Source organism: Pseudobutyrivibrio xylanivorans, assembly GCF_010906925.1.
In the GTDB taxonomy this organism is placed as follows: Bacteria; Bacillota; Clostridia; order Lachnospirales; family Lachnospiraceae; genus Pseudobutyrivibrio.
Genome location: NZ_VTVE01000001.1, coordinates 1,130,863 through 1,157,287 on the forward strand (window position 1 = coordinate 1,130,863; position 26,425 = coordinate 1,157,287).

The 26,425-nt window shown below is 37.0% G+C and carries 14 protein-coding genes; all 14 read right to left on the reverse strand.

Annotated features, from left to right (window positions below; all coding sequences use genetic code 11):
• Window positions 1-68 precede the first annotated feature (68 nt).
• A complete protein-coding gene (locus tag F0Q01_RS05300) occupies window positions 69-1,862 on the reverse strand; it encodes a methyl-accepting chemotaxis protein (protein ID WP_090486975.1) in 1,794 nt (597 codons plus the stop codon).
• A 226-nt stretch (window positions 1,863-2,088) separates the two neighbouring features.
• On the reverse strand, window positions 2,089-3,948 hold the full coding sequence (locus F0Q01_RS05305) for a methyl-accepting chemotaxis protein (protein ID WP_090149360.1): 1,860 nt from the start codon (window positions 3,946-3,948) through the stop codon (window positions 2,089-2,091).
• A 208-nt stretch (window positions 3,949-4,156) separates the two neighbouring features.
• Window positions 4,157-5,167 (reverse strand): GGGtGRT protein, encoded by a 1,011-nt coding sequence (locus F0Q01_RS05310; RefSeq protein WP_090149357.1) that lies wholly within the window; start codon window positions 5,165-5,167, stop codon window positions 4,157-4,159.
• A gap of 20 nt (window positions 5,168-5,187) precedes the next feature.
• On the reverse strand, window positions 5,188-5,880 hold the full coding sequence (locus F0Q01_RS05315) for an iron-sulfur cluster assembly scaffold protein (protein ID WP_015549537.1): 693 nt from the start codon (window positions 5,878-5,880) through the stop codon (window positions 5,188-5,190).
• 141 nt (window positions 5,881-6,021) lie between these two features.
• Window positions 6,022-8,403, reverse strand: coding sequence for an HD-GYP domain-containing protein (locus F0Q01_RS05320; protein ID WP_090486978.1), 2,382 nt, complete (start codon window positions 8,401-8,403; stop codon window positions 6,022-6,024).
• A 20-nt stretch (window positions 8,404-8,423) separates the two neighbouring features.
• Entirely contained in the window at window positions 8,424-9,179 is a 756-nt protein-coding gene (locus F0Q01_RS05325; protein WP_090149353.1) for a response regulator, read from the reverse strand.
• A 20-nt stretch (window positions 9,180-9,199) separates the two neighbouring features.
• Window positions 9,200-13,429 carry a two-component regulator propeller domain-containing protein gene (locus F0Q01_RS05330; protein ID WP_090486980.1) on the reverse strand — a complete coding sequence of 1,410 codons (4,230 nt, stop codon included), beginning with the start codon at window positions 13,427-13,429 and terminating at the stop codon, window positions 9,200-9,202.
• A gap of 23 nt (window positions 13,430-13,452) precedes the next feature.
• Window positions 13,453-15,585: an HD domain-containing phosphohydrolase gene (locus tag F0Q01_RS13975; RefSeq protein WP_163927154.1), complete on the reverse strand. Its 2,133-nt coding sequence runs from the start codon at window positions 15,583-15,585 to the stop codon at window positions 13,453-13,455.
• A gap of 127 nt (window positions 15,586-15,712) precedes the next feature.
• Window positions 15,713-16,381 carry a UDP-N-acetylglucosamine pyrophosphorylase gene (locus F0Q01_RS05340; protein WP_090486986.1) on the reverse strand — a complete coding sequence of 223 codons (669 nt, stop codon included), beginning with the start codon at window positions 16,379-16,381 and terminating at the stop codon, window positions 15,713-15,715.
• A gap of 22 nt (window positions 16,382-16,403) precedes the next feature.
• Window positions 16,404-19,910: a DNA topoisomerase gene (locus F0Q01_RS05345; RefSeq protein ID WP_090486989.1), complete on the reverse strand. Its 3,507-nt coding sequence runs from the start codon at window positions 19,908-19,910 to the stop codon at window positions 16,404-16,406.
• A gap of 88 nt (window positions 19,911-19,998) precedes the next feature.
• A complete protein-coding gene (locus F0Q01_RS05350) occupies window positions 19,999-21,360 on the reverse strand; it encodes an ATP-binding protein (RefSeq protein ID WP_090486992.1) in 1,362 nt (453 codons plus the stop codon).
• A gap of 104 nt (window positions 21,361-21,464) precedes the next feature.
• Window positions 21,465-22,229 carry a response regulator gene (locus F0Q01_RS05355; RefSeq protein ID WP_090486997.1) on the reverse strand — a complete coding sequence of 255 codons (765 nt, stop codon included), beginning with the start codon at window positions 22,227-22,229 and terminating at the stop codon, window positions 21,465-21,467.
• Between the two features lie 24 nt (window positions 22,230-22,253).
• The gene (locus tag F0Q01_RS05360) at window positions 22,254-25,223 is read right to left on the reverse strand and encodes a response regulator (RefSeq protein ID WP_242941831.1); all 2,970 of its coding nucleotides are present in this window, start codon (window positions 25,221-25,223) and stop codon (window positions 22,254-22,256) included.
• A 116-nt stretch (window positions 25,224-25,339) separates the two neighbouring features.
• Window positions 25,340-26,425, reverse strand: coding sequence for an aspartate-semialdehyde dehydrogenase (asd, locus tag F0Q01_RS05365; protein ID WP_090149329.1), 1,086 nt, complete (start codon window positions 26,423-26,425; stop codon window positions 25,340-25,342).

Below are 26,425 nucleotides of genomic sequence, written 5' to 3' on the forward strand. Positions count from 1 at the left end.
AACCCATTCGTCAATGCTCATTTTCCCCAGCCAGTTGGCCGGGGAAACGAAACACTGCAAATGGGTTATTAAACAACTTCAAATTTCATTGTGCTCTCACTTAACTGCTTAGTAACGATGCCGTTTTGATCCATAGCATCTGTAATACCCTGAATCTCACTAACAATTGTTGTAGAAGCTGTAGCAGACATGTTGATTGCATATGAGCTTTCCTGAAGTGAATTAGCAATATCCTCAATTCTAACTGACATTGCATCCATTACCTCGTTAAGCTTGTTAGCCTTGTCTGTAAATGAGCCAAGCATTTCATCAATCACTGATGCAGTATCTTCGAACTTAGCTCCAGTATCTACAAATGAATCGTAATCCGATAATACGTTTTCATTTATAAAATCGATAACCTGAATAGCATTATCAGAAAGTTCCTTAACAGCTGTTGTAACTCTAGCAGAAATCTCCTGGATATTACCAGCAGCCTCTCTAGAATTAGCAGCAAGCTTACTAATCTCATCAGCAACTACTGCAAAGCCCTTACCTGCCTCACCAGCTCTTGCAGCCTCAATCGATGCATTAAGTGCAAGTAAGTTTGTCTGACTAGCAATATCAAGAATATCATTTGTTAAATCGCTAATCTGATTAACCTGCTCTGATTCCTTAACAGAAGCCTCAAGCACCTTCGATAATTCTTCGATTTTAGCACCTGTGCTATCCTTTTTATCAGCTGCATCCTTTTTAATAGTATCAGCCTCAGACTTGATTAGCTCAGCTCTCTCAGCGCCATTTTGTGATTCGCTGTAAATAGCATCTGTAGCCTCTCTAACGAGCTTAAGCTTATCCTCTAAGTCAACTGTAGAATTGGCAACATTTTCCATTGAAGCCACAAGCTCTTCCATAGCTGCCGAAGTATTTGTAACATTGTCACTTGTGCTCTTAATCTTCTCCATAACCTTGTCAGATGATGTAGAAAGAACAGCCGCGCCACTCTTTACATCCTTAATTACATTCTGCAAAGTCTCAATGAAAAGATTTATATTATTGCGAACCATGGCAAGCTCAGTCTTAGTCTTAGTGTTAATACGTGAGGTCAAATCTCCAGTACCATTATTGATATTATTTACAATAGTCTGTAATTCAGAAGACATACCTCTAATTACTTTATTTACTCTAAGATTTGTCAAAATAAAGCTAAGAATAATCAGTATGACAACCACACCCATAACTACATATCCCTGTACAGATGCCTGGTTGATATATGTAGTCATATAAGCTGCAAATCCATCATTTAGACCCACAATAGCCTGATCAACCAATTCAAGAGATTTGTATACCTCATCAAGTGACCAAGCGTAGTTGTTAGAATAAAGAACAACAGCCTCCTTCATCTCACGATTATATAAATACTTTTGAAGGCTACCAGCCTTGGCTTTGTAGTCAGCAACATTGTCTCTTAAATCATCAATAATCTGCTGACCATCAGCAATATTAGATACAATAAGGCATGTATCTAAATACTCAAGTCTCGCCTCTGTATCTGCCATATACTTGTCAAACTCCTGAAACTCTGCAGGAATCACAACTGCTCCAGCCTGGGCCTTTCCCATATACCTATTAATTTCTGCGGAAATGTGGATAATATCCTCTTTTAACGCAGAAGCCTCTGTAGAACATTTTAATTGATTTTCACTAGCTAAAAGCGCCTGACTTTTAACGCTATTCATTGCAAAATGCGAAATAACAACATAAGCAATAAATGCCGCTAAAATAACTAAATACACTGCTACGTTTTGAAAAACGATAGATTGAATAAATTTTCCACTCTGCTCCCCTTTGCGACTTCTTCTAGAAGATACTCTTTTTCCCATTATTATCCCTTCCTTTTCATAGATTTTGCCACAGAATTTATTCAATACACTTTAGTGTTATTAAATTGTACACTTTTATAATCGGATATTAAAGATTAATTGTTAATTTTTTCTTGCCAATTTTTTCATTTTATAAAAATATAACAAAAGAGCCACCTGTCTACTATGATTTTAGTATAAAAAAAGCCCTTGGCTAATCTGCCAAGGGCCCTTAAAAATTTATATCTTATACTATTTCAAATTTCTGGGTGCTTGCATTTAATTGCTTTGTAACATCATTGTTCTGATCCATAGCATTATTGATACCCTGAATCTCGCCAACGATTTCTGTAGCAGCTGATGCAGATAGGTTAATCGCATCAGAGCTTTCTGATACTGAAGAAGAAATAGTCTCAATACGAGTAGCCATCTCATTCATTACAGTATTAAGATTATCAGCTCTATCTCTAAAGTTAACCAGCATCTCATCAATCATTGTTGCAGTATTTTCATATTTAACACCAGTTTCTACGAATGAATCGTAATCCGATAATACGTTTTCATTGATAAAGTCAATAACCTGAATAGCATTATCAGAAAGTGTTTTAACAGCAGCCGTAACTCTAGAAGAAATCTCCTGAATATTTCCAGCAGTATCTCTTGAATTAGCAGCAAGTGAACTAATTTCATCAGCAACAACTGCAAATCCCTTACCAGCCTCACCAGCTCTTGCAGCCTCAATAGAAGCATTAAGGGCAAGCAAATTAGTCTGGCTTGCAATATCAAGAATTTCATTTGTCAAATCACCAATCTGGTTAACCTGCTCAGATTCCTTAACTGACTCTTCAAGGACCTTAGCAAGCTCTTCCATCTTAGCACCGGTGCTTTCCTTTTTGCTATTTGCTTCACGCTTAATCAAATCAGCCTCATCCTTAATCTGATTTGCCTTTTCAGCTCCTTCAATTGCCTCAGCATCAATAGCCTTAGTAGCTTCTCTTACAGCCTCCAAATTATCTGTTAGTGTACCTGTTGTAGATGCAACATTTTCCATAGAAGCTGCCAGTTCTTCCATGGCTGCAGATGTATTTGTAACATTGTCACTTGCACTTTGAATCTTTGCCATTACACTATCAGATGAATTGCTTAAAACATTAGATCCGTCCTTTACATCCTTAATGATTCCTTGCAAGGTCGCTATAAATTGATTAATACAATCAGTAACAAGAGCAAGCTCTGTCTTTGTTTTAGTATTAATACGTGTAGTTAAATCGCCCTTACCCTTGTTTATATTATTAATAAACGCTTGAAGTTCATAAGAAATGTTAAGGATTACTTTATTAATTCTTACAAAGCTGATTATGAATCCAACAACTACAAATGCAAGAACAAAACCAAGTACTATAAATGCTCTAACAATAGCCTGCTGCTTCTGTGCTTCTAGGTATGGAGCAAAATTATGTCCCATCCAAAGAATATCTTCATCGCACTTTGCCAAAGCTGCATTCATAGTGTCAATAGAAACACCATAATCACCACCTATTAACTGAACTGCTCCCATTATATCTCCAGCTATAATATTATCCCTCATCTGTATTGCATATTCAGAGTAGGCTTTTACAGCATCATTTAATGCCGCTGTATCTTCTACACCAGTTGCACACTGCTGCTTTAGCATATCATTACCGGCAACGTACTCAAGCTTCTCTAACATTTCCTTGTTATACGAATCAAACATAGCAAAATCACTTGCTGATGCAGATTGTCCGCCCTCCAGAGAACCCATATATCTATTTATTTCTGCAGTCATGTGGATGGCGTCTGTTTTCAATACAGACATTTCATACAAAAGATCTGTCTCAGCAACACTACCACCGGAAGCAACGGAAACAACATTTGTCATACCTGAATACCATATGTACGCAAAAATAAGAAAGGCAATTATTATCAATCCATAGATAAGACCGTTCTGGAATGATATTGTCTGGAAGAAATTGCCCTTATTTTTCTTTACAACATTGGCAACAGCCTTAATGTTCTCCTTCTGTTCCTCAGAAAGATTTCCCTCAATTTTGTTAATGAATTCCTCTTTCTTTTCTTTCTTTGCCATTGTTTTACCCCCATCATTTGAAATAAGTCCAATAATCTACTGCAAATCTAATTATAACCGCAGTTTTCCCAAATATGTTTTATATCACAAATTATTCATTTATTTTTTCATTTTTTGACAAAAAAATCCCTTGGCCAAAGCCAAGGGATTAATAAAATCAACTCCTATTTAACGGGAACCCGTCACCAGGGGTTATACTATTTCTTCTTTAGAACTTACCAGCAGTAGCAGCTTCCTCAACTGATACAGCTACAGCAACTGTAGCACCTACCATTGGGTTGTTACCCATACCGATAAGACCCATCATCTCAACGTGTGCAGGAACTGAAGATGAACCAGCGAACTGAGCATCTGAGTGCATACGTCCAAGAGTATCTGTCATACCGTATGAAGCAGGACCTGCTGCCATGTTATCTGGGTGAAGTGTACGACCTGTACCACCACCTGATGCAACTGAGAAGTACTTCTTACCAAGGTCTACGCACTCCTTCTTGTATGTACCAGCTACTGGATGCTGGAAACGTGTAGGGTTTGTAGAGTTACCTGTGATAGAAACACCAACGTTCTCGTGGTGCATGATAGCAACACCTTCCTGAACATCGTCAGCGCCGTAGCACTTAACTGTTGCACGAAGACCATTTGAGTATGCCTTCTCAGAAACGATGTTAAGCTTTGCTTCCTTATAATCGTACTTTGTCTCAACAAATGTGAAACCGTTGATACGTGAAATAATCTGTGCAGCGTCCTTACCAAGACCGTTAAGGATAACACGAAGTGGCTTCTGGCGAACCTTGTTAGCCTTCTCAGCGATACCGATAGCACCCTCAGCTGCAGCGAATGACTCGTGACCTGCGAGGAAGCAGAAGCACTCTGTCTCCTCCTCAAGGAGCATCTTACCAAGGTTACCATGTCCAAGACCTACCTTACGGTGATCAGCAACAGAACCTGGAATACAGAAAGACTGAAGTCCCTCTCCGATTGCAGCAGCTGCATCAGCAGCCTTGCGGCAACCCTTCTTAATTGCGATTGCAGCGCCTACAGTGTAAGCCCAGCAAGCATTCTCAAAGCAGATAGGCTGAATCTTCTTTACCTGCTCGTATACATCAAGACCTGCGTCCTTTGTAATCTTCTCAGCTTCTTCGATTGAGCTGATACCGTACTTATTAAGAACTGCATTGATCTGATCAATTCTTCTTTCGTATGATTCAAATAAAGCCATTTTATTTCTCCTTTCCTATATTATTCCTGACGTGGATCGATAATCTTAACAGCATCATCAACACGACCATACTGGCCCTTTGCCTTTTCCCATGCTGTGTTAGGATCATCACCCTTCTTAATGAAGTCTGTCATCTTTCCAAGAGAAACAAACTGGTAACCAATAACTTCGTTATCAGCATCAAGTGCGATACCTGTTACATAGCCTTCAGCCATCTCAAGGTAACGAACACCCTTTTCCTTTGTTGCGTACATTGTACCAACCTGTGAACGAAGACCCTTTCCAAGATCCTCAAGACCAGCACCAACTGCAAGTCCGTCATCAGAGAATGCAGACTGTGTACGTCCGTAAACGATCTGAAGGAAAAGCTCTCTCATAGCTGTGTTGATAGCATCGCAAACAAGGTCTGTATTAAGAGCCTCAAGGATAGTCTTACCCTGGAGAATCTCTGCAGCCATAGCTGCTGAATGTGTCATACCTGAGCAACCAATTGTCTCAACAAGAGCTTCCTCAATAACACCATTCTTAACATTTAAAGATAATTTGCAGGCACCCTGCTGTGGAGCACACCAGCCAACACCGTGTGTGAAACCGCTAATGTCAGAAATCTGCTTAGCGTGTACCCATTTTCCCTCTTCAGGGATAGGAGCTGGTTCATGCTTTGCGCCCTTTGCTACAGGACACATGTTTTCTACTTCTTTTGTGTAAATCATTGTAGAACTCCTTTCTTCGTTCAATGACCTAAAACATAATTATTTATGTATTAGCCTATTTCAATGCCGCACTACGGCATTATTGATAATATTTTCTCACTTTCCCTTCCTTTAGTAAAGTATTCTTTTGTATTTTTTCAATTATTTGTAAATTCGAATATCCGTTATGGCACACTCATCTCCAGTTAGTGCAAAATAGACAATTTTAGGCATCTCTTTTATCTTGGTTGTGTTGCGAATAATAATGCCTGCGTCCTCCGCTGCCAGTTCAATAGAATTCTTCTTTTTTCTAAAAGAAATATGGCATTCAACGCCTTCTTTATTTTTCTTTTCCCATGTATCCCAATCGCCAAATTCACTGGACTGATTGTTGGTCATTATATTCTCAGCATAGATAGTATCACAGTCATTTTCACCACTTAGTTTTACAAGGGCATATTCCCTATAATTTGGTCCATCTATCTTTCCGTCATCTGAAGAGAACAGCACAACATAAGGACAATGCCAAACCAGCTTTGCCGAAGGCAAACTCATGGAATGGAATATAACATTCATACCATCTTCTACACCGACTGATTCCGTATATACGGAACGATTTCTGTCTATCTGAATATTAGGTAAATCCGACTCTAACCTGTTGATATAGGAAACTACTGGAGCAATTCTTTCGATAGGAAGCTGTGCTTTGGAATCTTCCGATGTCTCAACTACAATATTTCTCAAAACACAATACTCTCCAGCCAATCCAATATATGCATATTTTGAAGTATCAGGAAGAGCAAGTACTATATCAATCTTCTTGCCTTCGCCGATAATTGTAATTTTTACATGGTCTTCATACCTGCTAGTCATTATTTCATAGTGAGGAATATTTTTTGATGTGCTAGATTGCATATCTGTAACTGTTACTTCTATATTTCTAGCATTAGTTGAATTACAGTTTCCATCAAACCATATTTCTCCATATTCCATATATCCAAAGACTTCTATATTTTTAACATCACCATGAATTCTTCCATCATATGAATCAAATACAATTATAGATGGACCAAAGAAGCCATATGGACTGCCTTTGTCTATTTCATAATCAAAGTCTATCTTTGTTATTGTTTGATCTATTAAGATACCTCTTGAAACCTTACTTCTATACTCTTTGCAATAAAGTTCTGTCTCAAGTTTTACCTCGAAATCATCGCCATTATTTTCTCTAAGCTTGTAGTCTACGTCTGAATCTATAATACTTACCATGGCACCTGCAAACCTAGGATCAAATCTATTTCCAGCTGCCTTAACCATCTCTTCTCTTACCATGAACTGAGGATAATGGTCTCTGTCCTTCTTTTTGGAAGTCAATAAATCATAGTAATCAGCCACAGCAATAATTCTTGCATTCTCTGGAATTTCATCTCCTTTGAGACCTTCAGGATAGCCCTTGCCATCGTATCTTTCATGTACATAATGAGCTCCATCTCTCAAATAAGGATACTCATTGATGTTAGAAAGAATCTCATCACCAATAGTAGTTACATTTTTATAAATCTCCTGTTCTTCCGGCGTCCTATCCTCACCTTTTTCTAAAACTGATTCAGGAATACCAACTTTTCCTATATCATGAAGCAATGCTGTGTAGTATATTTCATCACATTCCTTTTCATTTTTCCCGCAGGTCTGGGCAATTATTTTTGCATACTTTGCAACTCTAAGGGAATGTCCCTTTGTAAAAGTATCCTTAGAATCTACAGCATTTACAAAAGAAGCTGCTGTCTGATCAAATAAACGCTGCATTACTAGACGTTCTTCTTTTAAATATTCAATTTCTCTTCTTTTGGCCTTTTCTATTTTGGTATTTATGTCAAAGAGTGCAAAGATATACACTAGCACTGCCATTCCAACAATACAAATATTAGTAAGAGACAAGCCGTATGCAAAAATCTGAATAACAGAAGCCAATACTGGAACCAAAATAAAAAGAACCAGCGAAATATAAATTCCCTTTGCTATTCTATCCTTTTTCTGTAGAATAACCGAAAGTTGGATAAGAGGCGTAACAACAGGGAAAACATAGCAAAGTATAAAGCCTGGACCTCTGTGATAATTATTCAATTCATCAAAATAATAATAAAAGCCTGTGAACTGAGAAAGAATTACAAAAGCATCCCCAAGTAAAGAAAGAATCACGCACAAATTCAAACGAAAGGCTACTCCTTCTAAGCCTCCCGCTCCACGAATGACATCGATTAGATATAAATTTAAAGAAAGAATTACAATATTAGTAAGGAAAAATACCAGGAAATTTGATACCCTGACCATCACATATCCCGTATGACTCATGTCTCCAGAATATATGTATGCCAAACGATCAAAATACAGCAAAAACATAGAGCTTAGCTCTAGTAGTAACAGGGCAACTCTGCGTCTCTTTGGAATCGCCCTAGCGATAAGAACAAAAAGTGCTATGGTTGCGCATACACTACTAAGGGCAAGCATAATATTTAATTGATGATTTATTAAGAACTCAACCATAACAATTTATCCTTTCCAACTTATCTATTTAAAATAAAGAATTCATTTAGCTTTTCAATGAGCTCCTCTTTTCCAATAGTTTTTAAAAAGTATCCATTTGGCTTTAGTTCAAGCACTGCCATTACGCTTTCTTTATCTCCCTTTCCAGTTAAAAACATAACCGGAATATCCTTTGTATCATCATCACTTCGAAGCATTTCAAGAACCTGTGGTCCTGATGTAACAGGCATTTCATAGTCCAGAAGTATTAAATCAGCCTTGTTTTTCCCAAGCCATTTAATAGCTTGCAATCCAGAGTTTGCCATGTAGACCTTATAAATATCCTTAAGCCATTCCCTAACAAGACTCAAATATGTAGAATCATCATCTACAATCAAAATATTCTTTTTAAGATCCCCTTGATTGATTCTCTTGAAGTGTTCTTCCACCGCAAGCATGTAATCCTCGTTATTAATCGGTCTAATAAATGTCTTATAAATCAGACCAGAAGGCACTTCATCCTCAATCATTTTCACATCGGCTCGCTCGCCAATAAGAATCATCTGGGTTCCCTCTTCATTCAATCTATCAACAAGAAAATGAAGAACTTCTTCATTGGGAACAAAACCGTCATCCATATAAAGGGTAACAAGTGTCGTACCCGCCCACTTCTCATTGATTTCATTTACTTTATAGGGCACAAAACCGCAATCCACCCGTAATCCGGATACTTTTCCTAAAAGAACTCGCATAAGAAATGATTCTTTTTCTCCAATCATCAACATTTTGCTAGCCATGGCATTCTCCTTTTATGTATTTAATTTAATAAGTTTTCCATTTCATCCCAGTCAAAAGATTTAAGTAATTTCTCAAGCTTGCCAACCTTTTCCTTATCATCTGCCGGCAGTTTGTATTCCTTTAAATTCTTTATAATCATTTCAACTGCATCATAATCCATCTGTGGTACAACTTCCTTAAGCGCAGAGTACGCATCAGCAATATCTTCTGGATTAATTTCCGGCTTATCCTCAGAGTCTGTACTCTCCTCAAGTCTAGCAAGTTTCTCCTTGAATCCACGATATTCAGCCAACAGTTTTGAAGTACTCTTTTCTATTAGTTCAATATCATTATTATTACCTGCCGCTTCTAAGCTCTCCGCAAATGCGGATAATTCAGTAGCACCTATCATTCTAAAGGATGTTTTTAGTGCATGTACTTTTATTGTATAAAGCTTGTAATCTTCTGTAGTGTAGGCCTTCTCGATTGTGTTGGAGTTATCATCAATTGTATCTAGGAATAATTTCAAAGAGAAAATAAATGCACTTATTCCGCCAGAGGCCTTAATTCCCTCATCTACATTTATGCCTTCAACCTGATAAATCCAATCCATTTCTGCAGGAATCTCTTCTACATCTATAACAGCGTCCTCTGCTGTTGGTTTCATAACTATATTCTCAGGCAAATGCTTAAGAATTGTCTTCTCAAGGGTTAAACTGTCGATTGGTTTCGACAGATAACCATTAAATCCCTTTGATTTATAGAAATCCTCTCCAGCAGTAGAATTTGCTGTAAGAGCATATACTGGCAAATCTGGATTAGTCTCTCTAATCCTTGCCAATGTCTCTATACCATCCATTCCTGGCATCATATGATCCAAAAGAACCACATTAAATGAACCGAATTTTATTTTTTCCAAACATTCCTCACCGCTACTTGCTGTAGTAACAAACATTCTAGTAGCCTTTAACAATCCCTTGATTACATTAAGGTTCATAGGGTTGTCATCAACAACAAGCACCTCTGCATCAGGAGCGATAAACTGAGGGACATAAGGTCCCATATTTTCTTCAACTTCTTCTTTGAATATGCCAATAGGCTTTGCATCAATAATCTTTTGGTCAACTGTAAAGAAAAACTCACTACCCGAACCATATACGCTTTCGCACCATAGCTTGCCACTCATAAGTTCAGCAAAACGCGCAGATATATTTAGTCCAAGCCCCGTACCTTGTATGCCTGTATTTTTTGTTTCGTCCAAACGTTCATAAGCGGTAAATAGCTTATCAATGTCCTCTTCTTTGACACCCATTCCTGTGTCTTTAACAGAAAACTTAAGCTTGCAAGTATCACCATCTATCTCTTCAACAAAAAGATTTAAACTAAAGCCCCCCTGCTCAGTGTACTTAACAGCATTGGTTAGTAAATTCAGAATAATCTGCTTTATCTTTCCGCCGTCGCCAAATAAACGAGTAGGCAAATTAGCATCAATATTCACGTCAAAATTCAAATCCTTCTCATTTCCTCTGACGCGAATCATAGAAACTATTCCCCTGAGGAAATCAACTGTATCATATTCAACTTCAACAAGATTCATCTTTCCTGATTCAATTTTTGACATATCAAGCAAATCATTAATCAAACCAAGAAGTGATTCTGATGCATTTTTAATATCAAGAGCATAATTTAATACCGACATGAAATAATGCTTAGGAACATCAGAAGAATCTTCCCTCAGAATCATCTCATCCATACCCATAATGGTATTAATAGGTGTACGTATTTCATGAGAAATATTTGCCAGGAAAATGGACTTGGCGCTATTAGCTCTTTCCGCTTCTTCCTTGGCCTCTTGAATTTGGGCATACTGTCGTCTTATAACATTTCCAGCCATAATTTGCCATACAATAAGTCCCACCAAAGCAGCAACGACAGAAATCATCAAAAATCTAACCAGCAACAATTCAAATACTTTAGGCTTCTTTATTATTGTAAAAGTATTCTCCTGAAGTAGCATATCTACGTCCGAGTCAAGAACCTGAACATGAAGTGTGTACTCACCATATTCAAGACCCGTGTATTCCAACGGCGAAAGGGAATTTAAAGCCGAAATAATTCCGGAGTCTTCTGCCCCTTCTAGATATACCTTAATCATAGGATTGGTGGTTGTATAATCAATTATGGACGGATTAATACTTACACGTGCCGCATTTGCAGGAATAACATAATTTCCATATTCATCAGGATAAATCAATTCATCGTCACAAATGATATTTCCCAGACCAATTTTTAATTCAACATTGTCTTCAAAGAAATGATTTATATTTACTTTACATACACCTTTTCTTCCAGACATATAAATATTTCCATCATCATCAAGAAAACTGTATGAATTTGATGTTGGAGTATATGTTAATCCATTGGAAATAGAATAAAGTCTGTAATCCTTTACATCATCATCAAGTAAATATTCCGTCTTTACGTTATAAATTCCGTAAGAAGATAATATCCAGGCATCTCCTGATTCATCAAAATAAATATCATAATTATTTGTATTAGGAAACGAAGAAACTGGCGTAATTATTCCGTCTTCCATATACTCCAATGAATTAGAAGTAACAATCCAATATACATTGCGAGTAGGGTCTTTTTTAATGCGCATAATTACATCGCTAGTTAGCCCAGTTTCTCTATCCAGCCTTCTAACTCCATAATCGCTAATAACATATAGGCCATCTCCGTCTGTTCCTGCGTATATTTCTCCCTCATCCCCCTCGCAAACTGTAAGAACAACAGGATTAGATATGCCAAAATCCGCGCCGTATGTCTTTTGCACCGCTCGGCTTCTGATTTCTACTACGCCATCATTTGTGCCTGCTAAAACAGAGCCATCTTCTCTTTCAACCACGCATCTCACCTGGTCGCTTGGCATTCCTTTATCCTTATTAAATACGAAAATTTCGCCATCATTTCTATAACAGATTAAGCCTACATCTGAAATAAAAGTTGATATCCAAATATTGCCCTTTGAATCCAGAGTGATACAGCGCACACGGCCATCATCAATTAATTCAGTCAGCTCATTTTCAACAAGATTCTTATTTTCATCTAGTATATATAGACCTGTATTGGTTCCTACATACAAAAGACCGTCTACAATACAAGTTGAATTGACAACATTGCCTTCAACAGGGGTAAATCTTGTAAAGTCGGAAAAATTATTTGCAACAATTTTCATCACACCCTGTGTAGATGAAGCGAACCAAAGATTACCCTGATAATCAGAAGTAAGCATTTCTATGGCGCTATTCATAGGTACATCTTCGAGAATTTGATACTTATCGTTTCCATCGATAAATCCTACTACTTCAAGCGAAGATGCCCACACTCTACCACATTCATAAGTAATGCAATGTATATTTTCTGTTGGCGACACATCTATCTGCTTGAGATTCTTAATATTATCCCCGAAATTTCCATAGTAAATAATATTTCCGCGTGTGCCATAATAAACTTTTCCCACACTATGAGGATCTATAAGAAGGGCTGTAATAGTCCCCACTCCAATATCTTCTCCAGAAAAAATATTAGTCACCATATCATTGTGAATAGCAAATGCGCTGCCACTTTGAGTAAAGCCATATATAACATCATTTGCATCACACTGAAGTTTCAAAACTCTTTCAGTATTAATTCTTTTATCATCTATGATGCTTACATTCATATTAGAATCTACGCGAGCAACTCCGTCGGTAGTACCCACATAGATATTTCCCTCACTATCCTCTGTAAATGCTCGGATTGATGAAGAAGGGAGGCCTTCTTTATATGTAATATGAAATCTGTTATTGCCATCAAGGACAACAACTCCATTGTCATTTGTTCCAACCCATATGCGGCCCTTGCTATCCTCAAAAAGACCACGTCCACTGGTAAGTCCTTCGCTATTATCTAGGTGCTCAAATGTGGAACCATCGTATTTAATTATTCCGCTATATCCACCAATCCAAATATAACCATCTCTTGAGCCTAATATATAATTAGCATCCGATGTAGGCAAACCATTAGTAGCATCATAAAGCTGAGCAGAATAGCCAAAGCCCTCCAATTGATTTGATGCAGCATAGCCTCCACCAAGAGCAATTTGAGATACTTCCTTTTCGCCTGTATCTTCAACACTTTGGGCACTCAAAGTAGGGCTGGCGTATAAAAAGCCAACTGAGAAAATCAAAACAATTATTACTGCTAAACTAATGCCCCTATATTTCATAAAACAGTGCCCCCCAGCACTAATTAACCGTTGTATTTCTTTAGGATACGTTTTACATCAGTCAGTGAATCCATAAATGCTTCAACACATTTTGGATCAAATTGTTTGCCAGACTCTTCCTCTAAAATAGAAAGTGCCTTCTCCAAAGAAAATGCAGGTTTGTATACTCTTGGCGAGGTAAGCGCATCAAATACATCAGCCACCGCCATAATTCGAGCAGAAAGTGGGATAACTTCTCCATGTAGTCCCTCTGGATAGCCCTTTCCATCCCATCTTTCATGATGATAAGCAGCCATATTTCTAGCTTCTTTTAAGTAATTCTCGCCTTTTACAGTTCCTATGGCATTTTCCATGATTTCTCTACCATAAATGGTATGAGTCTTCATTATTTCAAACTCTTCTTCTGTAAGTTTTCCAGGTTTATTTAAAATAGTGTCTGAAATATGGATCTTACCAATATCGTGAAGTGGTGCGGACATTTCCACATCACTCATATATTTCTCTGTAAGCTTTTCAGCGTAGTAGCCCTTGTTTTTTAATCCATTTAGAATAACTCTCACATAGGCAGCTGTCTTTTGAATATGGGCTCCAGTATCAGAGTCTCTATTTTCAACCATGTCCGCCATGGTAATAATCAATCCATTTTGCATTTTGGCAGTAGAATCAGCATAGTGTCTCAGGTCTCGCACCTGTTCAGCCATTTCTAATTCCATCTTGCAAATAGCCTCATATAATTCTTGGACCTCATCATTAGTCCTAATATCAAGAGCTCTAGTCTTTCTCACACTTTCATCAATAGCTTTTTGGTCTCCCATGCTATCTATAAAGCCTCTAGCAGCCTCAGTAATTTTACTTATAGGATAAACAAGACCAAAGCCAGTTACCGACAAAGCCCATTGAATGGCCAAAATCAAAAATCCAGAAAAAATCAACAATGACTTAACCAAAAATTCTTCAGCAAATTTCGACATATACCCAAAATATATATCTGCACAGGCATATGCCACTGTTTTATCCGCCGAGTTTTTTATTGGAGCAAATGCGGTAAGAACCATTTCTGAACCTTCTTTTCCAATAACAGTTCCAACCTCCTCTCCCTTTACTAGTTGATCTGAATATGAAGAAAAAGATTCATCAATAGGCTTAACCGCCCCAGCAGTATATCCTTGTTCTTTTCCAGTATCCATATCAAATAGATAGACCAAATTATTACGTTCTACCCTTATAACATATAGGTAGTGAACTCCCTGGGAATTTTTAAGTATTTTTTGCAATAAATCTTGAGTATCCCTGTAATCAGAAGTATCTTCTCCCCATTTTATGTAATCAGTAATCCTATCGCCATCAATAACTTCTGAAGCAAATGTAGCTGCATTCATCGCATTTATTGAATATTCTTCCTTGCGATCTTCGAAATATATGTTAATGCTGACAAGAGAAATAATAGCTACAAAGGAAGAAGCAACAACTACTAACATTACAATAATCTTCTTTAAAAGAGTATTTCTATAGCCTTCTATTTTTGAAGCAATTATCTCTTCCTTTGGAATAGGCTTCTGACGCCAACCAGAATTATATATATCTTCTTTTATCTTATTTGGTATAAATCTTGCTAGGCCAAAACCTATAGCAGATGCTAATGACTTATCAATTCCTTGAATAATTGTATTAACTAAAATAACTCCTAAATAAAAAACCACACCATTACTAGCGGTTGAAGTTATAGCATGAGCCAAATCTGCCACAGCTTTATATTGAGGCTCACCTAATAGGAGCCAGTGAATTAAAGTTGTGAGATTGCCACCAAGGAGGGCCAAAATAATAAAATAAATTATTAGCCCTTTGATATTATGAAGCTTGTCATATCTCACAAAGTAGGCAGCAATAATCGCCACTAAAACACTTAGCAGTGCAAAATAAAAAGCATTTGGGATAATAAAACTGATGATGACATTAGTCAGTAATCCTGTCAGAACAGCAGGAAGCAATCCCGCAACAGAAGCAACAAATACTGTGCCGGTAACATCTAGATATAATGGTAGATTTAGTAAACTGTTTATAATCAGACCAAAAGTAATATTGATAATAATACCAATTACAATCACCACATATCGATATATAATTCCATATTTTCTCTTCTTAAAATGGAAACTCACCCTATGCCCCCCACATTTTAAAAATAGATATTTATAATCATAACTGAAGAATATGTCCATTTTGTATCTAAACAATAAAAAAAGGCCTATATTCATAGGCCTTCACAAAGATTTCACTATATGTTCATTAATTCTTTTTTACAATATTATCCTGACTCTTAAAAATACTGTCAGCTTCCACCACACCACGCACTGGAGAAAGTGGATAAATGTTAGAACGAGGACAAACAACTGTACCAGGATTTAAAACTGAGTTACAACCAACCTCAACATTATCACCAAGCATAGCTCCAAATTTCTTTAATCCTGTTTCAATTTCTTCTCCATTTCTAGATTTAACAACCACAAGAGTCTTATCAGACTTAACATTAGATGTGATCGAACCAGCTCCCATATGAGATTTGTAGCCAAGGACTGAGTCGCCTACATAATTGTAGTGAGGAACCTGAACATTATTAAATAAAACTACATTCTTAAGCTCTGTAGAATTACCAACAACGCAATTCTTACCAACAATAGCAGAGCCTCTTACAAAAGCGCACTGTCTTACCTCAGCATCTTCATCAATTATAAGTGGACCATTTAAATATGCAGAATCAAATACCTTAGCTGACTTGGCAACCCATACATCCTCTCCTCTTTTTTCAAACTTTTCAGGATCAAGTGTTGGGCCTAACTTCTTAATGAACTCAGATATCTCAGGAAGCACTTCCCATGGATAATCCTTCCCTTGGAAAAGATCCGCTGCGATAGTCTCATTTAAATTATACATAGATTTAATTTTAGCCTGTTCCATTGTAAACTCCTATCTTTATTAATTATTGACCATTATAGTTTTCAAACTCAAATTCTGTCCTACACTCATCATTGAGCTTTAGTCTCGCATCAAAATATAACCCTTTTTTGCTTAAAAATCCAGTAATAACATCAGTCTTCTTTTCTGTAATAAGCTTTACAAACTGATCCTCAGGAATATCTACTCCAGCCACCTTACCAAGGAAGAATGGACAGCTGTCCTGATTATCTCTGATATTATTCTTACATCTATATCCAAAATGATTCTTTATTATCGGCGAACCGCACTTTGGACACTTTACATTTTTAAGCTCGGTTTCATTGTCCTCAAAGACAAATTTAACACCTGATACTTTTCCTTCATCATCTTTAGAAAGTGCAAGTTTTGCATCAAACTTTGTACCTTTTTTAGATTTAAAGCCGGAAATAGTAGATGTGATACCGTCTTTTAAAAGCTCCTTAACCTGAGCTTCTTTTAGTTTTATACCGGCAATCTGGCCAATATTAAACTTGCATGAGTTCTCAGGGTCCTCTTTATTGTAGTTGCTACATCCATAACCAAAAGGTGTAACAACTATTTTCCCACCACAGACTGGACAAACTACATCCTTCACCTCTTTAGCTTCTACATTATCAAAATCAAAAGCAATTTCATGCTTGCCAGTTTCCTCATTTTTCTTAAGTAAGAGGCATGCATCAAATTTCTTGCCTGACTTACCCTTAAATCCTCTGATAGTGTCAGTTTTGCCTTCTGAAAGCAGCTTTATGCAGTCATTTTTTGAAAGCTGCTTACCAGCAATCTTTCCAATCATAAAACGACAGCCCTTTTCAGGCTCGTCCTTATTATAATTGCTGCAGCCGTAACCAAATGGTGTCTTAACCATATCGCCGCCGCAATCAGGACATTTTACGCCCTCAAGCTTTTCTCTCTCGATACCATCAAAATCAAATACAATAGCCTTTTTGCCCTCGTCGTTGTCCTTAAGTCTGAGCCTTGCAGAAAACTTTTGATTGGTCTTTGACTTGAAGCCTGAAAGCACTTCTGTAACACCATTATTTAAAAGAGCAGAAAACTCATCTAGATTAAGCTTTCTTCCTGCTATTTCACCTATAGAAAAATAGCACTGATCTTCTTCCTTAAATCTGTTTTCACAGGCAAATCCGTAGCCAGTCTCCACAATGCGTCCCTGGCATACAGGACACTTAAGGTCAGGGATATACTCAGTAGGAGTTTCAGAAAAATCAAAGCTTGCTCTATACTCTCCGTCTTCGTTCTTTTCCATTTTAAGAACAGACTTGAAAGTTTTGCCTGATTTGCTTTTGAAGCCTTCGATTAAATCTGTCTTGCCTTCTGTAACAAGCTTTTTAAACTGAGTCTCATCTAAATCTACACCAGCAATCTGGCCTACACTGAACTTACATTTAATAGAATCATCAGAGTAATTACTACATCCATAACCAAAAGATGTTGTAGTCAGCTCGCCTCCACAAGCTGGACATTTAATTCCAAGAGGCTTTTTAGTAGCAAGGCCCTTTGAATCCTTGCCAGTAAACTGATTAATGTTAAGAGCAATAGTCTGAGTCAAATCCTGCTCTATCATATTAGTAGTTTCTTTTCTGATATAGTCCTCTAGCTTACCTCTATACTCAGTGAAATCAACTGTTCCATTAATAATGCCCTCAAGCCCCTTTTCCCAGTTGGCTGTCTGTTCTGGCTTAAGCAATGATGGGGTTGTAAGTAGAACAACCTCGTATATCATCTCTCCCAATCGCTCTGGAGTAATGACCTGAGTCTTATTGTTTTGATTCAAATATCCAATTCGCACAAGCTTTTCAAGGATTTCTCCTCTAGTAGCAGAAGTACCAATACCCGTGGTCTTAATCTGCTCTCGAAGCTCTTCGTCCTCAATAAGCTTTCCAGCATTTTCCATTGCAAGAATAAGAGAGCCTGAAGTATATCGCTTTGGTGGCGATGTCTTACCCTCTTTCAGCTCAAATCCATTAACATCTATTGAGTCTCCAATATTAGCAGCCTCAATAAACTTAACAAAATCCTCTTTGGAGAACTTATCTTCTGTATCCTCTCCATCCTCAGATTCGCCATCAGAAGAATCCTTAGCCTTTGGAATTCCGGCAATTTCAAGATATCCTGGCTTAACCAGTAACTTGGCACCTGCAAAAAACTTTTCATCACCTACCTGTACTGTGACCTTAACGTTTTTGTACTCAGCTGGAGGATAAAAAATAGATAAAAATCTACGAACAATCAAATCATAGACTCTCTGGCTAAGAGCAGAAAGATTCTCGATTCCGTTGCACTGACCAGTAGGTATGATTGCATAGTGATCAGTAACCTTACTATCATCTGTATAAGCATTCTTTTCTATGCCAATATATTTCTTCTCACCTAATATCTCATGAACATACTTGGCAGTAGGACCATAGTTCTGTAATCTATTGAGATTTTTATTGATTTCCTTAGCCACTGCAGTAGTCAAAACTCTGGCATCTGTACGTGGATAGGTAGTATATTTCTTTTCGTATAATTCCTGAATTATATCTAGAGTCTGGGCTGGAGATATTTTAAATCTCTTAGAACACTCAGACTGAAGCTCTGCCAAGTTAAATAAAAGTGGAGCTTTTTTCTTTGAAATTCCTGATTCCTTATCAGAAATCGTCGCATCTTTATTAGTTAATTCTTGAATTAACTTCTCAGCGCTAGCCTTTTCTTTAAAGCCATTGCCCTTATCCCCATATAATAATGGAGATTCGAAATACTTAGAAGACTCAACAGCCTTCCATTCAGCCGGAAAATTAACATCAGAAAACTTCCCTACAACTTTAAAGAAAGGATCCTCGTTGAATCCTCTTATCTCACGCTCTCGCTCAACAACCATTCCAAGCACACAAGTCATAACTCGGCCAATTGCGATTGCAACGTATTTGGTTGTGGCAGCAGCATCATTAATTAACTTTCCATATTTAACAGAGAGGGCTCGCGAAAAATTAATACCAAGACTATAATCTTCAATAGTACGCATAATGCCAGAGGCTCCAAGCTTAGCATATTCTGACATAGGCTTAGCCTCGCGAATACCTCGTAAAATCTCCTCGTCAGTCTGGGAATCAATCCAAACTCTAAGCTCTGTCATCCCCTCTCGAACACCACCATAATTTCTGATGTTCTCCTCAATAGTCTGACCTTCTTTTCCCGAGTCACCTGCCCAATAAACAGTGTCTATATCCTCTCTATGAAGAAGACCATTTACAATCTTATACTGATCCTTAGCACTCTCTACAACACCGTATTTATAATCCTTTGGAAGGAAAGGTAAATCCTCTAGATTCCATGATTTATACTTAGCATCGTACTCCTCGGGATAAACCATCTGAACCAAATGGCCGTAACACCAGCTAACTACATATTCATTATTCTCAATGAAGCCATTATTATTACCGCTGACTTTTAACACACGGGCAAAGTCTCTAGCAACTGATGGTTTCTCTGTGATGATTAGCTTTTTTCCCAAACTTAAAACTCCCTTTAAGAAAATTAATTTTAGATTAAAATAATATAGAGCCCCTCACCTATGGCAAGGAGCTCTAATAATTATAACTTTATAATTCGGTCATGTCTACCAACACAACTGATTTATTTTCCTTTGATAACTGTGTAAGTTTTGGATCAAATCTGGTAGCTGAAAAGAGGAAAACTGTATTAGCAGTAATACGTGCCAGCTTCATCAATTCAAGCAATTTATCGTAAGCATCAAAGCTCATATACTTTTCTGTCCAGTTGCAAATACCTACAACATTTTCTCTATTTGAGCTCTGACCGATTACATCGATAGAACCCTCCTTACCAAGCCAAGTACCAATTTTCTCAAGCTTAATAGGAAGCTGTCCTACCATATTTAAAAGGTGGAGATACTCTCTACATACATCAACAAAATATGATTGTAAGTATGCATCAAGCTCTGGCTCGATAAATTTATCGTAGAATTTCTCAGGTGTCATAGAAATAAGCTCTGACAAATTAGGATATACAAATGTGAACCAGAAATTGACGTATGGTTCTGAGATTCTGTAGATACCCTTTTTAGCGTTGTCCCAACCGCCAGTCTCAAATGATACTACCTTATTAACTACATCAAAAGCAGCAAGATTCTTCATATAAACAGATATCTTAGCTCTAGAATATCCAGTATCTTCAAATAAATCATTAAGCTTTTCATTGCCAGCTGCAATGGAACCTAAGATTGTATTATAGCAAGAAAGCTCTCTAAGCTCTGATGCTATATAATCCTCTGCCTCACTGTAAAGAAATCCAGAAGGAGAAAGAATATTCTCACAAACATTCTGCTTGATAGTCTTTCTGCTATCCCATCTATCTAAGTAATCAGCAACACCACCGATAATACCATAGGTACTAACACACTGAGCTACTGAATAGCTAGGAAAAGCTCTAACAACATCAAGGAATGATAAATTCTCTAACTTAATAGTCTCATCAACAACAGACTTCTGACTTCCTACAATATCGTAGAAAGTATTCTCAGACCAAACAATCGATGAACTAGCTACAATAATCATAACCTGGCCTGAAATTAGCTTTTTATTCTTAAGAGCTACTAATGCACTAAAAAGCTCGTTGGTCTTCTTAATAGCATATTGAGCCTCATCTATAATAATTACAAGCTTTGAACCATCCTTAGATTTTAAATCCTTAAAGCATGCTTCAAAAGATTCATACTCTCCAGCTGTGTTGTAAGTTAATGCCACCTGTTTGCTTACATAATTGAGTTGCTTTGCATCAGAACACTGACGGCTTCTATAGTAAAAATAAGGCTTCCCTGTAGTAAAGGAATCTATAAGTCCTTCCTTAGCAGATCCGCTTCTGCCATACATGAGTACCAAATTATTGGCATTACTTTGATAAATTGAGTCAAGCTTCTTAAGTTCGTTTGTTCTAGCAACCATAACAATTCTCCATAAAAAACTGCGTCTTAACAATGATACGGCTACTATCATAACATACTTTACTTTAGCTTGCTACAGTAAAAAAGAATTTTATTCAAATTTAATTAATATTGCTTTGCCTTTTCTTTTTCGAAAAACTCATCAATCTGCCCCAATAATGCAGATTTGGACATTGTTTTTAATAAATATTTTTCAGGTTTCAATCCAAGCACATTCATAACAGACTCTTTATCCCCTTTATTTGTCAAAAACATAACGGGAATTTTAGCTGTATTTTCCTCTGAACGAAGCATTTCAAGAACTTGCGGACCAGTGGTGATTGGCATTTCATAATCAAGAAGAATCAAATCTATTTCATTTTTCGCCAAAAATGTAATGGCGGCCATTCCGGAATTAACCATAAATACTTGGTAATGAGTCTCCAGCCAGCTTTTAAGTGTTCTAAGCATGGTTCCGTCATCATCTACAAGCAAAATCTTCTTTTTCTGAAGGCGTTCGTCCTCTGCTTCCACAATCCATTCCATCTTTTCTGCCATATCCTTCACGTTAATTGGGCGCATAAAAGTCTCAGCCAGTCTGAAATTCGGCATAATCTCTTTAACCTGCTCCAAGTCATTTTTAGACCCTACAACAGAAAGAGAGATATCCTCTTCAATAGAATGGTCTTTAAGATAAATAAATAAATCCCTCATTACAGCCATCTCATCAATATACACAAGATAGACCGATGGCTTATTCTCTAAATTTTCAATCTCATCCACGTTTCCAGAGGCTTGAAGGACCTCAAATTCTCTATCCCTTAACTCCTTAACAATCGAGCCCACCATAAAGCTTTTGGGATCTCCAACTAATACTATTCGTTTATCCATAATTGGCTCCTTTTCTTAATTACTTTACAGTATCTCTAGCAACTTATCTCTATTAACATCCACCATAAGCTTCTTCACTTCCATGTATTTTTCCTTTATATCATCAGGAATATTGTATCCTTCTAACATATTCATAATGGAATCGGCAGTATCATAATCATAAGCTTCAACAAGTTCTTTTATATCTTTAAATGCATTTTCTACCTCATCCTTAGATATAGGCTGTTTATCAACTCCCGAATCATCTATAGCTGCTAAAGAATCTTTATAAGAGAGATATTTTGCTATCATCACATCATTTTTCTCTTGTATAGCTATATAATCACCCTTGTTACCTAATTCTTCTAGCTCCTCAGCCATTTTTGAAAGATCCAAAGCTCCTATTAGCCTTGCTGAGCTTTTTAAAGCATGTACAAGCACAGTATAATTCCTTAAATCCTTTTCCTTTAGGAACCCTTCAATTGCGTCTGCCTTACCATCAATAGATATATAAAAATCCTTTACAACTTGAGTATATGTATCAACATCGCCGCAGTTATTAATACCAGCTTTTAAATCAACATCTTTTAATCTTGTCAAAAGACTATCCCCTGCTATATCCGCCATGGATTGTGGTTCATAATCATCTTTGCCGTTAGAAATAGAGACGGATTGAATTTTTTCTGGTGGCAAATAGTGTAAAAGCATATTTTCTAGCTGAATACTATTAATTGGTTTTGACAAATAATCAGTAAAGCCATGCTTCATATATTCTTCTCTAGCTCCTGAAACTGCATTGGCTGTTAATGCAATTACTGGCACATCTTTATTTTTATTGTTTGGAAGTACCTTCATCACCTCATATGTCTCTATACCATCCATATTTGGCATTCTATGATCTAAAAATATAACATCAAACCTTTTTTTAGTAACTAAATCTATAGTCTCTCTGCCACTGTTTAATGTGGTAATTTTTATCTGTGTTCGCTTGAGAAGATTTTTAATGACCGTTAGATTCATTTCTGTATCATCAACAACTAAAATTTCAGCTTCAGGCGCAGTAAAGCTCTCATGATATCTTTCAACGCTATCAATATATTCTCTATACATTTCCTTAAAATCCCCAATTGGATTCCAAGAAACCACCTTTTGGTTAACGCCAAATGTAAAGATAGAACCAAAGCCATATTTACTATCAACCACAAGACTAGAGTCCATCATTTCAAGTGTTTTCTTTACAATGCTCATTCCAAGGCCAGTTCCCTCAATAGTTCTATTTCGGGTTTCATCTATTCGCTCAAAAGGAGAAAACAGCTTCCGCAAATCTTCATTTTTTATTCCCATACCTGTATCTGCCACTTCAAAACGTAGTTTAATATTTTCCTCATCAACTATATCGTAAGATACAGAAAGAATTACTTTTCCTTTCTCTGTATATTTCACAGAATTTGTGAGAAGGTTTGTTACCACCTGCTTTAGCCGAATCTCATCCCCCACTAGATTTGCTGGAATTTCCTTATCAACCTCCACTATCAGCTCAAGTCCCTTTTCCTTTGCTCTAGAGGAAACCATATTTACCAAATCATTAATTAATGAGCCTAAATTATATTGAACCGGTAATATTTCCATTTTACCTGCTTCGATTTTAGAGAAATCTAAAATATCATTAACTAAACTAAGTAATGAGCTTCCAGCCGACTTTATGTTGACAGCATACTCTCTAGTATTCTCCTCCTCTGATTCCCTTAAAATCATCTCATTCATACCAAGAATAGCATTTATTGGAGTCCTGATTTCATGAGACATATTAGATAAAAAAGAAGATTTAGCCACACTAGCTTTTTTAGCAATCTCTAAATCAACCTCAAGACGCTGCTTTTCTTCTATTCTCTGGATATATGCCTCCACTGCATAAACAGTTTCATTAATAGCTTCATATAGCACTTGAAGTTCATCATGTGTTTTCACCTCAATATCTTCTATATTATGACCATATAGAATTTTATCTTCATCTGTTGCAGTGGCATAATGCTCCATAAAATCCGACATTGTTCCAACAGGCGCACATATAGTCATCTTAGTGTAAAAGGTAGCTATTCCAGCAATAGGAATTCCTACATTTACCATAAGAATAATCATTTTTAAATCAAAGGCTAACATGGTATCATCCGCCACATATTCCATCTTCCGAATATTATTTATTGCATCTTGCTGTATGTACTCATGATAACCTCCATATGAAGGAGTTGTAGCCAATGAATAATTAACAAATATTTTTTTCATATCAGAAAAAAGCACCATCATAAAAAATGCCACTGATACCCCCAACACAAAAAGTAAAAGTATAATAATAGTTGTGATTTTAGCACTAATTTTAGTTTGCTTATGTTTCTTGTTAAGTTTCAAATCTTTGGCATAACTCTCGGTATATAAATAGCTAATTGGAAATGGGCTTTTATATTCATCCTTTGAATACTTAAAATATAAATACAGAATAATCCCTACAAAATAAACGGAAAAAATCACTTTATAATTAAAAAAAGAAATTTCTTTAAAATAAAACTCACTTGAACTAAGACCATCTACTACTACATAACAAAGATATTCGTTAAACAGAATTGCCAGTATTGTAACTGTGCACATAATAAATGATTTTAATTTCGTTGCTAACATGCGAAATTGTGCACAAAGAGAAAAACATGCCATAGATGCCATATATATAATCATCGTATATGAATATTCCATCTTAAAAATAAGGGATATGATAAACGCGATGCTAAAGACTATAGAGGATACAAGATATCCGTATAGTCCAGCTATAAGAAGAATTGGAACCATTCTAAGACCTAAAACAACTCCATCTTCTGGAATAAAAATATTAGTGCCATTATAATTGGCAGCAATATAAAAGAATAAGCCAGATGCCACCAATAATACAGTACAAAATACAACAGCCTTTAGAATATTTCTCCAGGTTGGTTTATTTTTTAATTTTTCCGCCTGTACTTTATTCATAAGTTACCCCCGAAACTAACAAATAAAAAAGCGTCCCTTCTTATACTAGCATAAGAAAAGACGCCAAATCATAGCTATTTTATGAACTAACTGTTATATCTTTGTGTTGAATAACATTATTTCTTTGTTATATAACCCTGAGCCTTAAGAAGCTCTGCGCAAAGTACAGCACCACCTGCAGCACCACGAACAGTGTTGTGAGAAAGTCCTACAAACTTCCAATCATAGATGCTATCCTCGCGGATACGGCCAACTGATACGCCCATGCCGTGCTCATAGTCAACATCAAGTGATACCTGAGGTCTGTTATCCTCTTCCATGTAACGGATAAACTGCTTTGGTGCAGAAGGAAGATTAAGCTCCTGTGGAACACCTGAGAAATTGTTAATTGCATCAATAAGCTGCTGCTTTGTAGGCTGCTTCTTGAACTTAACAAATACAGCTGCTGTGTGTCCATTGAGAACTGGAACACGGATACACTGGCTTGTAATCTTAACATCATCAGCAGGTACGATTACGCCGTCCTTAATCTCGCCCCAAATTCTAAGTGGCTCCTTCTCAGACTTCTCTTCCTCACCTGAGATAAATGGGATGATGTTGTGCTCCATCTCTGGCCAATCCTTAAATGTCTTACCAGCACCAGAAATAGCCTGGTATGTTGTAACAACAACCTCGTATGGCTCAAACTCTTTCCAAGCTGTAAGAACAGGTGCATAAGACTGAATTGAGCAGTTAGGCTTAACAGCAACAAATCCTCTTGTTGTACCAAGTCTCTTCTTCTGGAAATCGATAACCTGCATGTGCTGTGGATTGATTTCAGGCACTACCATAGGTACATCTGGTGTCCATCTATGTGCTGAGTTGTTTGAAACAACTGGAGTCTCTGTCTTAGCGTATGCCTCCTCGATAGCCTTAATCTCGTCCTTAGACATATCAACTGCTGAGAATACAAAATCAACTTCAGAAGCTACTTCCTCAACTTCATTAACATTCTTAACAATAATATTTTTAACGGCCTCAGGCATTGGAGTATCCATCTTCCATCTATCACCTACAGCATCAACATATTTCTGTCCTGCTGAACGTGGGCTGGCAGCAATTGTAGTTACCTCAAACCATGGATGATTCTCAAGGAGAGAAATAAATCTCTGGCCTACCATACCTGTTCCACCAAGAATACCGACTTTTAACTTCTCGCTCAT

Coding starts and splice junctions, on each gene's coding strand:
- F0Q01_RS05300 (WP_090486975.1), bottom strand. CDS start 1,862: ATGGGAAAAAGAGTATCTTCTAGAAGAAGTCGCAAAGGGGAGCAGAGT.
- F0Q01_RS05305 (WP_090149360.1), bottom strand. CDS start 3,948: ATGGCAAAGAAAGAAAAGAAAGAGGAATTCATTAACAAAATTGAGGGA.
- F0Q01_RS05310 (WP_090149357.1), bottom strand. CDS start 5,167: ATGGCTTTATTTGAATCATACGAAAGAAGAATTGATCAGATCAATGCA.
- F0Q01_RS05315 (WP_015549537.1), bottom strand. CDS start 5,880: ATGATTTACACAAAAGAAGTAGAAAACATGTGTCCTGTAGCAAAGGGC.
- F0Q01_RS05320 (WP_090486978.1), bottom strand. CDS start 8,403: ATGGTTGAGTTCTTAATAAATCATCAATTAAATATTATGCTTGCCCTT.
- F0Q01_RS05325 (WP_090149353.1), bottom strand. CDS start 9,179: ATGGCTAGCAAAATGTTGATGATTGGAGAAAAAGAATCATTTCTTATG.
- F0Q01_RS05330 (WP_090486980.1), bottom strand. CDS start 13,429: ATGAAATATAGGGGCATTAGTTTAGCAGTAATAATTGTTTTGATTTTC.
- F0Q01_RS05340 (WP_090486986.1), bottom strand. CDS start 16,381: ATGGAACAGGCTAAAATTAAATCTATGTATAATTTAAATGAGACTATC.
- F0Q01_RS05350 (WP_090486992.1), bottom strand. CDS start 21,360: ATGGTTGCTAGAACAAACGAACTTAAGAAGCTTGACTCAATTTATCAA.
- F0Q01_RS05355 (WP_090486997.1), bottom strand. CDS start 22,229: ATGGATAAACGAATAGTATTAGTTGGAGATCCCAAAAGCTTTATGGTG.
- F0Q01_RS05360 (WP_242941831.1), bottom strand. CDS start 25,223: ATGAATAAAGTACAGGCGGAAAAATTAAAAAATAAACCAACCTGGAGA.
- asd (WP_090149329.1), bottom strand. CDS start 26,425: ATGAGCGAGAAGTTAAAAGTCGGTATTCTTGGTGGAACAGGTATGGTA.